The organism is Ruegeria sp. YTSA072 (assembly GCF_059610285.1).
This window is the reverse complement of record NZ_JBXWNI010000009.1, coordinates 127,142-141,192: the sequence shown is the minus strand read 5'-3', so window position 1 is coordinate 141,192 and position 14,051 is coordinate 127,142. Positions and strand designations below refer to the sequence as shown.

Here is a 14,051-nt window from a genome sequence, read left to right as displayed (position 1 = left end):
CTACAGCAGCGGGATGTAGTATTTGTCTAGTTGTATAGATCACGTAGACAACCCGGCCAAGAGGCTTTGATGACAGATCAAACATATAATTCTAAGGCAACGCGACAGGACTGGATGGGCCTGTTGGCGCGTGCGCCCGAAAGCGCGCTGATGCCCCTTTGGGACAAGTACGAAGTACGCCCGAATTTTGAATGGCTGCGCAGCCCCGAAGTGGGCGGCGTCATGGTGCGCGGGCGCACTGGTGGCACTGGTTCTCGGTTCAACCTTGGGGAAATGACCGTCACGCGGTGTTCTCTGGTGCTCCAGGATGGAACGGTTGGGCATGGATACGTGCAGGGTCGGTCCAAGCCCAAGGCCCAGGCGGCCGCGTTGATTGATGCTTTGATGCAGACCTCGGCTGCGGGTGCAGTTCATGACCAAGTGATCGCGCCGCTCAAGGGTCAGATGCGGTCCGCCAGAACAGATCGCGCCTCCAAAGCCGCAGCGACGAAGGTTGAGTTTTTCACCATGGTAAGGGGAGAGGATACATGACGGCGCAGACCCAGTTTTCCGGGGGTTTTCAGAATGCACCGGTCCAGGCCGCGCATGCATTCCGCGCCGCCATGACCGTAATGGCCCAGCCCGGAGAAATCCGTGATCTGAAGGGTGCGCAACCGCCAAAGCCCCTGTCGATCGCAGCGGGAACCTTGCTGCTGACTTTGTGTGACCCCGAGACAAAGGTCCATCTGGCGGGCGCGTTCAACAACGATGGGGTGCGCGAGTGGCTGACCTTTCACACAGGTGCGCCCATTTCACAGGCTGCTGTAGCAGATTTCGCCGTAGGGAGTTGGGCCGAGCTCAGCCCACTGGGATCATTTCGTATCGGTACCGCAGAATACCCAGATCGCTCGGCCACCTTGATTGTTGAATGTGACGCGCTGCAACAAGCAGGTGCTATTCTAAGTGGTCCGGGGATCAAAGACACTGCGCGGCTATCCTTGCCGGATGCCCCGGCACTGCAGGCCAACGCGGCTTTGTACCCGCTTGGATGTGACTTCTTTTTTACCTGCGACGACCGGGTGGCGGCCCTGCCTCGCAGTACCCAAATCAGTGTGGAGGCCTAGGCAATGTATGTTGCAGTCAAGGGTGGCGAGACGGCCATCGAAAACGCACATGCCTGGTTGGCGGAAGAAAGACGCGGCGCAACCGACATTGACGAACTGAGCATCGCCCAAATCCGGGAACAGCTGGGTCTGGCGGTCAATCGGGTGATGGCCGAGGGGTCCTTGTACGACCCCGATTTGGCGGCCCTGGCCATCAAACAATCGCGCGGTGATTTGATCGAAGCGATCTTTCTGATCCGAGCCTACCGGACGACATTGCCGCGATTTGGCTATTCGAACCCGGTTAAGACTGATGAGATGGCGTGTGATCGCCGGATTTCGGCCACGTTCAAGGATGCGCCGGGCGGGCAGGTGCTGGGGCCAACCTTTGATTACACACACCGCTTGCTGGACTTCAAACTGGCCGCAGAAGGTGAGGTTCCGGCTGCGCCTACGGCGCAACCCCGCACCGAGGCGACGCCGCATATCACTAAGTTCCTGAAGGGCGAGGACATCATTCAGGATGAACCCGCCAGTGACACCACCCCGGGTGATCTGACCCGCGAACCGATGGAGTTTCCGTCGAACCGCCCCCTGCGTCTGCAATCCCTGACCCGCGGGGATGAGGGGTTTGTACTGGGCATGGCCTATTCAACGCAACGCGGTTACGCCCGTAACCACGCATTCGTCGGTGAGTTGCGGATCGGTAAGGTCGCAGTGGAAATGGACATCCCGGAACTGGGTTTCGCCATCGACATCGGCGAAATCGAATTGACCGAATGTGAGACGGTGAACCAGTTCAAAGGTTCCAAGACGGAACCCCCGCAATTCACCCGTGGCTATGGTTTGGTGTTTGGTCAGTCTGAACGGAAATCCATCGCGATGGCTTTGGTGGATCGCGCCCTGCGTTGGGAAGAGTTGGGCGAAGACAATCTGGGCGCACCCGCGCAAGACGAGGAATTCGTGCTCAGCCATGCGGACAACATTCAGGCGACGGGTTTCCTCGAGCATATCAAGCTGCCGCACTACGTGGATTTCCAGTCCGAGCTGGAACTGGTTCGCAAACTACGACGCGAAGCCGAAGAACGGATGCAGCCGAAAGAAGCTGCGGAATGAAGGTCGAGCCAAAGGAAAGGGGGCATCAATGAACTGGATAGCGCCCGCATATGCGCGGCGGCAAGCCAAGCTGGGGATTTTACCAACCTGCCTTATTGGCGTCGCAGGTTTCTACCGGGTGGCGAGTCCGTGCGCGCGCCAACCGAACTCCATTCGCCATTTGGATCCCGCTTTTGCGCACGACGTCGTCGCTTCGCATGACGAGAGTGAAAGAAAAGATACACCAATAGCGCCAATAACAGTGCGCCCAACAGAAATACGTCCACAAAAACACCAAAAACAAAGTGATACATCAAAATGAATGAGTATAACTTCGCATATTTGGACGAACAAACCAAGCGAATGATCCGGCGCGCCATTCTGAAAGGTCTGGCTGTGCCCGGTTATCAGGTGCCATTCGCCAGCCGTGAAATGCCTATGCCATATGGCTGGGGCACCGGTGGAGTGCAGGTTTCAGCCGCTACATTGACGCCCGAGGACACGTTTAAAGTGATCGATCAGGGTGCCGATGACACCACTAATGCTGTGTCGATCCGCAAGTTTTTTGAGAACACGGCAGGTGTGGAAACGACCGAGGAAACCGAAAAGGCCACAGTCATCCAGACCCGCCACCGCATCCCCGAGGCGAAGCTGCGCGAGGATCAGATCATCGTCTATCAGGTGCCGATCCCGGAGCCTCTGCGCTTTCTGGAACCGCGCGAGACAGAGACGCGCAAGATGCACAGCCTCGAAGAATACGGTTTGATGCATGTTAAGCTGTATGAGGACATCAGCCAGCACGGCGCGATCTCGACCGCTTATGCCTATCCGGTGAAAGTCTCGGATCACTATGTCATGGACCCGTCGCCGATCCCGAAATTCGACAACCCAAAGCTTGAGATGGACGCGATCCAGTTGTTTGGTGCCGGGCGGGAACAGCGAATTTACGCGGTTCCGCCGCATACCAAGGTCGTCAGTCTGGATTTCGAGGATTACCCGTTTGAGGCCACCAAAGCCGATCACCCATGCGATCTTTGTGGGGTAGAGGATAGCTATCTCGACGAAGTGATCATGGATGATGCAGGCAACCGGATGTTCGTCTGTTCCGACACCGATTATTGCCGGTCACGCCGCGAAGCGGGCCACAAGGGCCGATTGGCCGAGGAGAATGCGGCATGACCCCCTTATTGCAGGTCAAAGGCATTGAAAAGCGCTATGGCGCGCGGATCGGGTGCTCGGATGTGAGTTTTGATCTCTTCCCTGGAGAAGTAATGGGGATCGTGGGTGAAAGCGGATCGGGCAAGTCGACGCTGTTGAATTGCATGGCCGGTCATCTGGAACCCGATGCGGGGCAGGTGATTTTTGACACACACGCTGATGGTCCGGTGGATACAGTCACCATGTCCGAACCGGTACGTCGGATGCTAAGCCGTACGGACTGGGCCTTTGTGCATCAGCATGCGCGCGACGGCTTGCGGATGTCGGTCAGTGCTGGCGGCAATATTGGCGAGCGTCTGATGGCGGTGGGGGATCGTCACTATGGCGACATCCGGGACCGTGCGATCGACTGGCTGGGCCGGGTTGAGATTGAGGAATCTCGTGTGGATGACCGTCCGTCGGCCTTTTCTGGCGGGATGCAGCAGCGATTGCAGATTGCCCGCAATCTGGTCACGGGGCCGCGCCTCGTGTTCATGGATGAACCAACGGGCGGGCTGGATGTTTCCGTTCAGGCGCGTCTGCTGGATCTGCTGCGCGGGTTGGTGCGTGAGATGGGGTTGAGCGCGATCATCGTCACCCATGACCTCGCCGTCGTACGCCTGCTGGCGGATCGACTGATGGTGATGAAAAGCGGTCAAGTGGTTGAGGCCGGGTTGACCGATCAGGTTCTGGACGATCCACAACATGCCTACACGCAGTTGCTCGTGTCCAGCGTTCTGCGGGTTTGAGTATTTGGAAAAAGATGAAGTGCTATGATTGAGCTTATCAATGTCAGCAAGAGCTTTACCCTGCACAATCAGGGTAGTGCCGTAATTCCGGTGATGCAGGGTGCATCTCTGAATGTCGCCGCAGGTGAATGCGTCGCCCTGACCGGGGCTTCAGGCGCAGGGAAATCGACACTGATGCGGTTGGTCTATGGAAATTATCTGGCCGCATCAGGCCGGGTCCTTGTCGGTGGTCTGGACGTCGCCAAGGCCGAACCGCGCGAAATTCTGGCTTTGCGGCGCGAGACGCTCGGCTATGTCAGTCAGTTCTTACGTGTGGTCCCCAGAGTGCCGACGCTTGAGGTGGTGGCCGAGCCGCTGTTGGCCGTTGGCTGCGACAAGCAAGCGGCGCTGGACAAGGCGGCGGGTTTGTTGCGGCGGTTGAACATTCCCGAAAGACTATGGAGCCTGAGCCCGACCACTTTTTCGGGTGGTGAGCAGCAGCGGGTGAACATCGCACGTGGGTTTGCGCATGATTACCCTGCGATGCTGTTGGACGAACCGACTGCCTCACTGGATGCGCAAAATCGCGAAACGGTGCTGTCTTTGATCGAAGAGGCCAAAGAACGCGGCGCGGCGATTGTTGGCATCTTCCACGATGTCGAAGCGCGCAACCGGGTCTGTGATCGCGAGATCAACGTGTCTGAATTCACCCCGGGGATGGTCGCATGAGGCTTGCGCCTGTCATAGCCGTTGTCGGTCCGTCAGGTGTCGGCAAAGACAGCGTCATGGACGCGTTGGTCGCGGCGTCGCCAGGTATCCTGCGGGTTCGCCGGGTGATAACCCGCCCCGAAGGCGAAGAAGGCGAAGATTTTGATCGCGTGTCGATTGAAATCTTCGAGCAGATGGTGCTGGACGGAGCCTTTGCGTTGCACTGGAGCGCGCATGGGCTGCGCTACGGCATCCCGAATGAAATCGAAGACCAACGGCAAACGGCGAATGCGCTGTTGGTCAATCTGTCCCGTTCGGTTTTGTTGAACGCGCAGGTGGTTTTTGGCGACCTGATCGTGATTTCGCTGACAGCGGACCCTGAGGTGCTGGCGCAGCGCCTCTTTGTACGCGGGCGGGAAAGCACCTCTGATCAGGCGCGTCGTTTGGGACGGGCTGGTATGCCCTTGCCCGACGGGCTGAACCGCGTGATCGAAGTTGATAATTCCGGGCCGCTGGAAGTCACGATTGATGCGATCCTTGCCGGGCTTCAACCGGAAAGGGCGTAGCGATGGATCAGATGAAACCTCCCATCTTCGGCTTCGCCCATAAGCGCCATATCCTTAATCTGAAACGGCGCGGGCAGCAGGGGGACCAGATGGTCCTCCAAAGCGGCCAGCACGGTTTTCAGCGTGGGTTTGTCCAGCTTTGCGCTAAGGGTGATGTGAAAACGGTACGTGTCCATCACGTAAGGGTACCCCCAACGCAGCAGGTTGGCGTCCTGTTCCGGCGTCAGACCCGAGGCACGTCGGCGGTCCAGTTCCGCGGCGGGCGCGGGGGCGCGAAAGCTGTCAAGTTCGCGGACGCAAGCCGTTGCCAGCGCGTTCAGGGCGTCGGTATCGCCCAAGGGCCGCAGGGCCAGAAAACGACCCAGCCGGGCGATCTCGAACCCGTCCAGCGTGACGGGCGGTTGCGTTCCGGCCAACCGTTCACAGGCGTCTTGCAAGTCGATCAGAGATTGCCCCTTGTTCAGGCGAAACGGCGGCTTCAACGTCGCGTGAAGACCGTATTTGCGTGGAACATCGGTCGCGGCTGCGACGTCCACGCCGTCAATGACAGGATGCGCAACTTCAGTTCCGGCTTCCATGTCCCAGCCCAACCATTGGGTCGCAAAGATTGTCCATTCGGCCTGAGCCGGTGGCGCAAAATAGATCGCGTATCGCGTGAATGTCACATTGGCCTCCTATGCGTGGCCTTTCCAATAGCTCAAACCTTGTGAAGTTCAGATGACAGAAGAAATGATACTTGCCAATGCCACGCTTGTTCTTCCCGATGAGACGGTCGTGGGCAGCCTTCGGTTTGTGGGGGATACGATTGCCGAGTTCGCGACCGGCGCAACTGTTCCCGCTGGTGCAATTGACTGCGAAGGCGATTATGTCTGCCCCGGTCTGGTCGAACTGCACACCGATAATCTTGAGCGCCACATCCAGCCGCGGCCCAAGGTCGACTGGCCACATGCAGCCGCTATTCTGGCCCATGATGCCGAACTGGCCAGTACCGGGATCACGACCGTGTTCGATGCGATGCGGATAGGCTCGATCCCATCCGGGCAACGCTATGTCAAATACGCGCGCGGTCTGTCGCGTGAGCTGTGGCAGTTGCGGGAACAGGATACATTGAAGATCAGCCATTTTCTGCATTTGCGGGCCGAGGTCTGCTCGGAAACCCTGGCCGAAGAGTTAAACGAATTCGGGCCCGAAGACCGTGTAGGTCTGGTCTCACTCATGGACCACACGCCCGGACAACGGCAGTTCCGCGATTTGTCGAAACTGGAAGCGTATCTGAAAGGCAAACTGGGGCTTGAGGGAGATGGATTTCTGCAACACGTGGCCGACCTTAAGGCGATGCGCGACCGCTATGGTGATCTGCACGAGGTTGAGACGGTAAAAGCGGCCAAACGGTTTGGTGCGATGCTGGCCAGCCATGATGACACGACGGACGAACAGGTGCGCGTATCGGCCGGTCACGGGATCACCCTTGCCGAATTCCCGACCACGGTCGAGGCTGCGCAGTCCTGTCATGATCACGGTATCAAGGTGATGATGGGCGCACCCAATGTGATCCGGGGTGGGTCGCATTCCGGCAATGTCGCTGCGCATGAATTGGCGCAGCTGGGCCATCTCGACATACTGTCCTCGGACTACGTGCCATCCGCATTGTTGCTGTCTGCTGTGAAACTGGGCGAGATGTGGGGTGATTTTGCCCGCGGTCTGAAAACCGTGACAAAGACACCGGCAGAGGTCGTTGGGCTGGATGATCGTGGTGAGTTGCGGGCGGGCACCCGGGCGGACGTCATCCGGTTCCGGATGCGCGAAGGCACCCCTGCGTTGAATGGCGTTTGGTCACGCGGACGGCGCGTGGCCTGATCAGGCCCTGTAGAACAAGTAACGGTCCGGCGCGATGGTGTCCGGGCCGCTTATCTGTTCAAAGCCAACCAAAGGTTGGCCCGAGATTAGCAGACCACCGGGCAACATCACCTGCGCAATCAGTGGGCTGAGGCGCGCGGCTTCGGCAACGTCCTCTTCCTTGACACCTCGCCCGAAATCGTAGTGACCGAAAGCGATCCTGGGTCCACCTTCTGCCAGTTTGTGCAGCATCGGCTCGGCTTCACCCTGCAAAAAATCCTCTGCTGGCGGTGTGCTGGACGGATGGCACTGCAGCACGCGGTCCATGACCCAGATCCTTCGATCCGGCAGAATTTCCCGCAGGTGATCATAAGTGCGCCCGTTTCCAAGGCCCATATCCAGCACGTCGCCCGCAGTGTCTGAGATCTGATCGACAGCCCAATTCAAACCGTCACGTTGTGCGGCCAGTCGGCGCAGCATGGAATCCAGTCGGCTCATTCAGATCTCCGTTTTCAATCGGTTTGGGGGGCAGACCAGACAAAGCCCGGCCCGTTCAGCAGCCGGTGCAGCAGGTCGTGGGTAAAGGCCCAGATGTCCTCATCATGAACCAGATGGTGGGTCAAGATGCCAAAGGGCTCGGTGTTGTCCGCGCGACCCTCGCGGCGATCTTGCAGCAGTTGAGTGGTTTTGGCGATCAACATGTCGGGGTCGGCCAGTCCGCGTGATCCGCGCCAGTCGATTGGATCAAGATGCGTGTTGATCTGGGCCAATCCAGGTGCCGCCTGCGTGCTGGATCGTGGCGTGGCGGTCGATAGGATGCGATACCCTGCTGCGGGCAATTCCTGAACCACTTCTGGCGCTATGCGGTTCCATGGCGGCACGAACATCGGGCACAATCGATCTGCAAACATGGCGCGCAGCCGCGATATCCCCGAGCCGATATCCCCAGTGATATCGTCCATGGGCCGGTGCAGGCGGAATTCGGATTTCTTTTCATCCGGTGGTGCGTGGTTCTGATGGGCCCATCCGTGCACGACCGGGATCAGGTTTGGCCGGGCGGCAACATATTCGATCAGCATGTCTTGGGCATTACGGGGGATGATAGCCAAATGGACGGGTACCCCAAGGAGGTCTGACATCGTGGACAATCGGTCGAGTTGCGGCGTTGCGGACACCGCGTCATCGTCACGCCACCACAAAGGCAGCGCCAGTTCTTGTTGACGCCAGAGTTCCAGCTCATCCGTCAAACTGCGCCAGTCAACACTCATCTGCGGCGCTCCAAAAGTCCCTTGGCTATGCGTACGGATTGCGCTGCACCATCGAACCCCTGATCTGAGACCGGACGGGGTTCCGATGAAATCACATGGCCCACGGCCTCGGCCAACAGGTCTCCGTTCAAATCTTTGCTTGGGATGACATCTATGGCGGGCATTTCCGCAAGGGTGCGGGCGCGCAGGCTCTGCTCGACCTCATTGCCGTCATCAAATGGAATGAACACGGCAGGGGTTCCTGCTTGCAGAATATCCAATGCCGTATTGTAGCCGCACATGCTGACCGAAGCCGCCGCGTGGGGCAGCATCTGGCGAAAATCGGGTCGCACCGATTCCAGAGTGACAGGGGCATCCGCCACATGCTTCCGCAGTTCTGCAATGCGCGCCTTTGCATCCTGTCCGCCGACCAACAGGCGCCAGCGCCTGTTGGACATCTTTTGGGCGGCCTCGATGGCCGCGCGAAAGATCGGCTGCCCAACCGAACCGCCGCCTGCGCTGACAAGCACTTCGCCTTTGCCGGTTACATCCTTGTGCGGTGTTGGGGCCAGTGGAGCCACGAAACCCGTGTAAAACAGGTGACCCTCCAGCTGCTCAGACACAGGCCAACTGACGTTCAACGGCACAACGCTCTGGTCCGAATGGACAAGGATGCCGTCGTAATGCTCTGCAATAATCTGCTCCGCCCGCTCTGCCTTTAAGGGTTTTGACGGCGGTGCCAGAATGTCCCGGATCGATCCCAGAATTATCGGGCGCGGGCGTATGTCACGGGCGGCCTCCAGCGCGGCTGAAAATTCATCTGCCAGAGACCTGCGGCCAAACGGATAAAGCTCGGTGATCAGAACATCCGGTGCAAAGCTGCGAATTGCTTCAACCAGAGCAGTCTTGCGCGCCGCGAAATACCCCTCATCCGCCACCGTTCCGGCTTGTGTCAAAAGACGGGTGAAATCAGTGCCATCCGAGCGCAAAGGGGGCAGTCCCAACAACGTCATTCCGGACGTGTCCAATTGAGGAGCAGGCATCCCGCCAGAGACCACGAAGGTATCATGCCCATCCGCGACAAAGGCTCGGCCCAGCGTCAACGCGCGACTCAGGTGCCCGGTGCCCAACAGGTGGGTGACAACAATCATGACCTTCATAAGCGGGGGCCTTGTCGCAACAGGCGAACCGGTTCGGGTTGCGGCTGAAAATTATCCAGATCAATGACGTAAAGGCGGTTTCGCTTGATCTTGAATGGGGCGGTGCCGTCAAAGTCCCATCCCCAGGCCGAGGCCAGAATGACGCGCATGATCCCAATGTGACACACGGCGACGGTGTCGCCCTGCAATCCGTCCAGCCAGGGTTGCAATCGCGCCCGCACGTCCGCCGGGCTTTCGCCGTTTGGTGGGCAATAGTCCCAGCCCCAATCCTCGATATGGCGATATCCGCTGTCTGCTTCTGCAATCAGGTCAACGCCGCGCTTGCCTTCCCAATCGCCCCAGTTCATCTCGGTCAGGGCTTCGGACACCATAGGCTCTCGCCCCGCGACCAATGCGGCGGTTTCGCTGGCGCGCTGCAGGGGGCTGGACCAGAGCGCTGCCTTGTTCCACGACTCGGGCAATTCATATCCGGCCAGTTCGGTGCGCGCGTCATCGTCCAGCGGAATGTCACTGCGGCCCTGAATACGGCCTGCGCGATTCCAATGGGTGTGGCCGTGGCGCAAAAGAGCAAGTTGGCTCATGCGGTGCCTCCGATCAAAGGCCGTGCAGCCTGCCAGAACCGTTCGGTTGCTGCGGGCATCAGGTGGCGGTTGGACACGTATTCCCGGGCTGTCGTACCAAGCGAACGACGCAGGGCAGGGTCGCCAATCAGCGTCTGTAGCCTGGCGGCAAGCGCTTCGGATCCTGCTTCGACCTCGGGGTAGTTGGCCGGCGCCAGAACATCGCGGACACCGGGCCTGTTCTGCGCAACAACCGGAACTCCGCTGGCCTGCGCCTCAAGGTAAATCATGCCATAAGCCTCATTCACGCCGGGCCACACTAAGATGGACGCATTTGCGTATAAGTTTTGCAGGGCGTCACGATCCAGTTGCCCAAGAAACCGGACCTTCGAGCCAAACGGTGTCATAAGGTCTTCGATCTCAGCCCGCGCAGGTCCATCCCCTGCAATATCCAAAGCCCAATCCTCGTTCAAATGCGACAGGGCCTGCGCCAGCAGTTGGTACGACGCCAGTTTGTCGCCATGCCGCATCATTCCCACCGCCAGCATCGGCCCGTCACATGAGGAGGCGGGCGGCAGGCTCGAAATTGGCAAAAAGGGCGGTAATTCGACCAGACGCTGATCTTCGAATTTTTCACGCTCCAGCGTGATCAGATCGTTGGCCGTGTGGTAAAAAATGACGTCCGCTGTGTCGCAGGCTTCATGTGCGGCTTGCGCAAAGCCGGACCATGGGCCGCGTAACCTGCTGGTCGCACGGGTACTTTCCAATTGAACATAAGGGATGCCTCGAGCGGCGCACACTTTAGGGCCCAGCAGATCGGGGGCCTTATAGTAGTTGTGATAGGTCACCCATAAATCCGTGTCATGAGGCATGTCAGCAACCAGTCGCAGAACTTCGGCATCGGCGTCAGAGCGGAGACGCTGCTGAACCGCTGCATCCCCCGTTTTGTCATAGATGCGCAGGCCTGAGACAAGATTGACTTCATCACCCTGCGCCCCGATCGCCTTGATAAGATTGCGCGCCATTTCCCGATCACCCGACGGCACCGGGCTGTCCGGAGATTTCATCGGTGAGAAAAAGGCGACGCGGGCCATCAGTCTTTGCCCGCGCCCAATGCGCTGAGCCGTTTGGACAACAGGGCAATGCCGGGGTCCATGCGGAATTCTGCAATCAGGCGGGAATAGGCAGCGTTGGCCATAGATGCAGTACGCTCAGGAGCGGCGGCCAATTCGGTGATCGCGCTGGCAATTGCGGACGGGTTGTCGTCGGACAAAACGCCGTGTGTCCCGGTTTCTATGAATTCCGGAATGGCGGAAACCGGTGTCGACAGGATCGGCAACAGCTGCGACGCAGCCTCCATCAGAACATTTGGCAACCCGTCGCGATCTCCGTCAGCCGCGATCCGGCTGGGCAGCGCGAACAGATCAGATGTGCGCATCGCCTCGATCACTTCGGGCTGGTCGCAGGCCCCCTTCCAGGTGATCCGGTCTGCGATACCTTGGGCCTCAGCCCGTTCGCGCAACTCATCACCAAGCGCACCGCCGCCAATATGCGTCCAGTGCCAATCCAGCGAATTGGGTAGCATGGCGAACGCATCGATCAGGCGATCAAAGCCCTTCTTCTCGACCAGACGACCGACGGAGAGCATGTGAAACGGCCCATCCGGTGCCCGAGCTGCGCGGGTCGGCGGATCGGGAAAACGGCTCAGGTCCAAGCCATGATAGATCAAATCGACCCGAGCCGGATCATCGGCCAAACTGCGCAAGTGTTCGGCCCCGATTGCAGTACAGGTTGCGCCAAAAGCGGCCCCATACGTGCTGGCCTGCAGTTTTTCGGCTTTCTCCCAATCGGGTGACGTCCAGATATCCTTGGCGTGTGCCGAAAAGCTCCAGGGCAGGCCGCGCATGATGGCGGCGTAGCGTGCGACCGACGACGGCGTGTGCATGAAATGCGCATACATCACGTGCGTTTCCTCGGGCAACTCGGCGGCCAGAACACAGGCCTGCCCGAAACGCCGGATGCGGTTATGTGTCGGGTCGCGCCGCAGGTCAGAGCGCCAGACCTTATAAGCCTCGGTATAGCCGGGCAGGGTTTGCGCGATGTGGCGCGCGGCCCAGACGCGATCAGGTTCTTCGTACAGGTACTCGGGCAGGTAGTGGACCTGCCCCCTAAACCGCTCATGCAGCGAGTGGCGTTTGATGTCGGTCGGGTGGCGCAGGGACCAGATGTCAAATCTGTGGCCTGCGTCCTGCAAGGCGACCAGTTCCTGTGCGATAAACGTCTCTGAAAGGCGCGGCCATCCTTTGACCAGCACCGCGAGCTTGGGTTTTCCTGACGTCATCCGGTGGCTCGTTCCCGTTCCCCACCAAGCAGCGCGTCCACGCGGCTTGTGACATAGTCCAGACCATCCAGCAGGCCGTCGCGGATTGCCTGAGAAGGCAATGGCTGATCGGGCAGATTGCGAATAGCCTTAATCATCGTGTCCGCCGTCAACCCGTCACGGTTTTCGTCCAGCATTCTGACAAGTCCCAGGCCCTCGGCTCGTGAGGCGCGGATCCACTGTTCCAGCCGCGGTGTTGTGCGTGGAACGATGACGGCGCGTTTGTCGAACGAGAGCACTTCGCAGAACGTATTATAGCCGCCCATGCAGACCACACCTGCAGCGCCGGCAAACAGCGTTTCGATCTGCGATTCAAAACCAACAGCCGTGACCCGACCATTCAGCGCAGCAACGCGGGTTTCGAAATCGTCGCGCAGCTCGCCCGACAGGAAGGGGCCGTAGACAAGGACAGCGCGCGGTGACAGGTTGGGGTCTTTTTCATAGGCACACAAAACCTGATTCACCATGGCTTTGCCGTCACCGCCGCCGCCCGGCGTAATCAGGATGTAGGGTTGTTCCGGCGGATCGCCTATCGGTCCAAGATCACGGCGCAAATAACCAGTCCAATGGATGCGCGACTGCGCGGCAGGGCTGAGCGGCAGGCCCTCGGTCGGATCATAGATGGAGCGCAGCCCGTACACCCAGATTTCGTCGTAGAACCTTTCGGTTGCTGCAATGGCTTCTTTCCGCTCCCACTCTGCGGCCAACACTTCGGGTTCATCCAAAACGTCACGCAGGCCCAGAACCATTTTGGTGCGGCGGGACCGCAGCAATTTTTCCAGGGTGGGCAACAACTCGCTGCGGAAACCGGTTGGTTCCTTGTCGACGATAAGGACGTCAGGATCGAATTGCTGAACCGCCGTCTGGATAAGACCCGCCCGCAGCTCAGTAACTTCCTCGATGCCCATTCCAATTGTCTGGGATGCATAAGATCCATCGGCGCGTTTGGTCACACCTGGCAAACGCACGTGGTCGACGCGACGCGGAAAGGTGAACCGCCCGGCCACGGGTGACCCGGTCAGGATCAGCGCCGATGCCGATGGGTCAGCCTGCGTCATCGCACCAGCCAGTGCACGGGATCGGCGCAAGTGACCCAACCCGAACGTATCGTGGCTGTAGAACAAGATGCGCGGCGCACGGCCGGTTGTATCGTTTTGTCTTCCTAGGCTCATGCCTTTGCCCAATTCAGTGTTCCGGTGCAACTCCGCGCGCTTGCACCCGTATCGTATATATTTTTTTTAGCCGCGTGCAAAATCACTGATCCCACCAGTCGTTACCGGCTTGTTTCGATTTTAGCCGTGGGTTTCGCATCTGCGCCCTGTTCTATATCAAATTTCCTGCCCATCCGTCATGATGACAGCGTCAGGTTGGTCATATTCAGTTTTTTCCGGGTTGCAAACACTTCTGTTCGTAGCATGGTGCGGGGAACACGGCTTGATAAGATGTTGAGGCTGCGGGGGTTGAATATTTGAACCCGCCACCGGGCTTCGAT

Annotated in this window: 17 protein-coding genes; 9 read left to right on the top strand and 8 right to left on the bottom strand. The window is 59.0% G+C overall.

The window, feature by feature from the left end:
- Positions 1 to 69 precede the first annotated feature (69 nt).
- The 8 genes from phnG to AC2FIB_RS15735 are packed head-to-tail and all read left to right on the top strand — an operon-like array spanning position 70 to position 5,376.
- Positions 70 to 531, top strand: coding sequence for a phosphonate C-P lyase system protein PhnG (gene phnG / locus AC2FIB_RS15770; RefSeq protein WP_496842364.1), 462 nt, complete (start codon positions 70 to 72; stop codon positions 529 to 531).
- On the top strand, positions 528 to 1,103 hold the full coding sequence (gene phnH, locus AC2FIB_RS15765; RefSeq protein WP_496842363.1) for a phosphonate C-P lyase system protein PhnH: 576 nt from the start codon (positions 528 to 530) through the stop codon (positions 1,101 to 1,103). The genes phnG and phnH overlap by 4 nt, the downstream gene beginning before the upstream one ends.
- 3 nt (positions 1,104 to 1,106) lie before the next feature.
- Positions 1,107 to 2,198 (top strand): carbon-phosphorus lyase complex subunit, encoded by a 1,092-nt coding sequence (locus tag AC2FIB_RS15760; protein WP_282120761.1) that lies wholly within the window; start codon positions 1,107 to 1,109, stop codon positions 2,196 to 2,198.
- A gap of 28 nt (positions 2,199 to 2,226) precedes the next feature.
- On the top strand, positions 2,227 to 2,499 hold the full coding sequence (locus AC2FIB_RS15755; protein ID WP_496735335.1) for a hypothetical protein: 273 nt from the start codon (positions 2,227 to 2,229) through the stop codon (positions 2,497 to 2,499).
- A complete protein-coding gene (locus tag AC2FIB_RS15750) occupies positions 2,496 to 3,356 on the top strand; it encodes an alpha-D-ribose 1-methylphosphonate 5-phosphate C-P-lyase PhnJ (protein ID WP_496735336.1) in 861 nt (286 codons plus the stop codon). The genes AC2FIB_RS15755 and AC2FIB_RS15750 overlap by 4 nt, the downstream gene beginning before the upstream one ends.
- A complete protein-coding gene (gene phnK, locus AC2FIB_RS15745) occupies positions 3,353 to 4,123 on the top strand; it encodes a phosphonate C-P lyase system protein PhnK (protein ID WP_496842362.1) in 771 nt (256 codons plus the stop codon). Before AC2FIB_RS15750 ends, phnK begins: the two co-directional genes overlap by 4 nt.
- A 24-nt stretch (positions 4,124 to 4,147) precedes the next feature.
- Positions 4,148 to 4,831 (top strand): phosphonate C-P lyase system protein PhnL, encoded by a 684-nt coding sequence (gene phnL / locus AC2FIB_RS15740; protein WP_496735339.1) that lies wholly within the window; start codon positions 4,148 to 4,150, stop codon positions 4,829 to 4,831.
- Positions 4,828 to 5,376, top strand: a complete 549-nt coding sequence (locus tag AC2FIB_RS15735; protein ID WP_496735340.1) for a ribose 1,5-bisphosphate phosphokinase PhnN — start codon at positions 4,828 to 4,830, stop codon at positions 5,374 to 5,376. Before phnL ends, AC2FIB_RS15735 begins: the two co-directional genes overlap by 4 nt.
- On the opposite strand, the gene AC2FIB_RS15730 is transcribed toward AC2FIB_RS15735, so the two are convergent.
- Positions 5,358 to 6,041 carry a DUF1045 domain-containing protein gene (locus AC2FIB_RS15730; protein ID WP_496842361.1) on the bottom strand — a complete coding sequence of 228 codons (684 nt, stop codon included), beginning with the start codon at positions 6,039 to 6,041 and terminating at the stop codon, positions 5,358 to 5,360. The genes AC2FIB_RS15735 and AC2FIB_RS15730 overlap by 19 nt on opposite strands.
- A gap of 52 nt (positions 6,042 to 6,093) precedes the next feature.
- On the opposite strand from AC2FIB_RS15730, the gene AC2FIB_RS15725 reads away from it, so the two are divergent.
- The gene (locus AC2FIB_RS15725; protein WP_496735342.1) at positions 6,094 to 7,233 is read left to right on the top strand and encodes an alpha-D-ribose 1-methylphosphonate 5-triphosphate diphosphatase; all 1,140 of its coding nucleotides are present in this window, start codon (positions 6,094 to 6,096) and stop codon (positions 7,231 to 7,233) included.
- Here AC2FIB_RS15725 and AC2FIB_RS15720 read toward each other — a convergent pair whose 3' ends face one another.
- From AC2FIB_RS15720 to AC2FIB_RS15690, 7 genes are read right to left on the bottom strand one after another with little or no spacing between them, the layout of a single operon-like run.
- Complete coding sequence (locus tag AC2FIB_RS15720; RefSeq protein ID WP_496735343.1) at positions 7,234 to 7,710, bottom strand: class I SAM-dependent methyltransferase; 477 nt, start codon at positions 7,708 to 7,710, stop codon at positions 7,234 to 7,236.
- A 14-nt stretch (positions 7,711 to 7,724) separates the two neighbouring features.
- A complete protein-coding gene (locus tag AC2FIB_RS15715; protein ID WP_496735344.1) occupies positions 7,725 to 8,480 on the bottom strand; it encodes a polysaccharide deacetylase family protein in 756 nt (251 codons plus the stop codon).
- On the bottom strand, positions 8,477 to 9,619 hold the full coding sequence (locus AC2FIB_RS15710) for a glycosyltransferase family protein (protein ID WP_496735346.1): 1,143 nt from the start codon (positions 9,617 to 9,619) through the stop codon (positions 8,477 to 8,479). The genes AC2FIB_RS15715 and AC2FIB_RS15710 overlap by 4 nt, the downstream gene beginning before the upstream one ends.
- Entirely contained in the window at positions 9,616 to 10,200 is a 585-nt protein-coding gene (locus AC2FIB_RS15705; RefSeq protein WP_496735348.1) for a histidine phosphatase family protein, read from the bottom strand. Before AC2FIB_RS15705 ends, AC2FIB_RS15710 begins: the two co-directional genes overlap by 4 nt.
- Positions 10,197 to 11,273, bottom strand: a complete 1,077-nt coding sequence (locus tag AC2FIB_RS15700; protein WP_496735349.1) for a glycosyltransferase family 4 protein — start codon at positions 11,271 to 11,273, stop codon at positions 10,197 to 10,199. The genes AC2FIB_RS15705 and AC2FIB_RS15700 overlap by 4 nt, the downstream gene beginning before the upstream one ends.
- Positions 11,273 to 12,520 (bottom strand): glycosyltransferase family 4 protein, encoded by a 1,248-nt coding sequence (locus AC2FIB_RS15695; protein ID WP_496842359.1) that lies wholly within the window; start codon positions 12,518 to 12,520, stop codon positions 11,273 to 11,275. The genes AC2FIB_RS15700 and AC2FIB_RS15695 overlap by 1 nt, the downstream gene beginning before the upstream one ends.
- A complete protein-coding gene (locus AC2FIB_RS15690) occupies positions 12,517 to 13,731 on the bottom strand; it encodes a glycosyltransferase family protein (protein ID WP_496735352.1) in 1,215 nt (404 codons plus the stop codon). The genes AC2FIB_RS15695 and AC2FIB_RS15690 overlap by 4 nt, the downstream gene beginning before the upstream one ends.
- Positions 13,732 to 14,051: the final 320 nt, after the last annotated feature.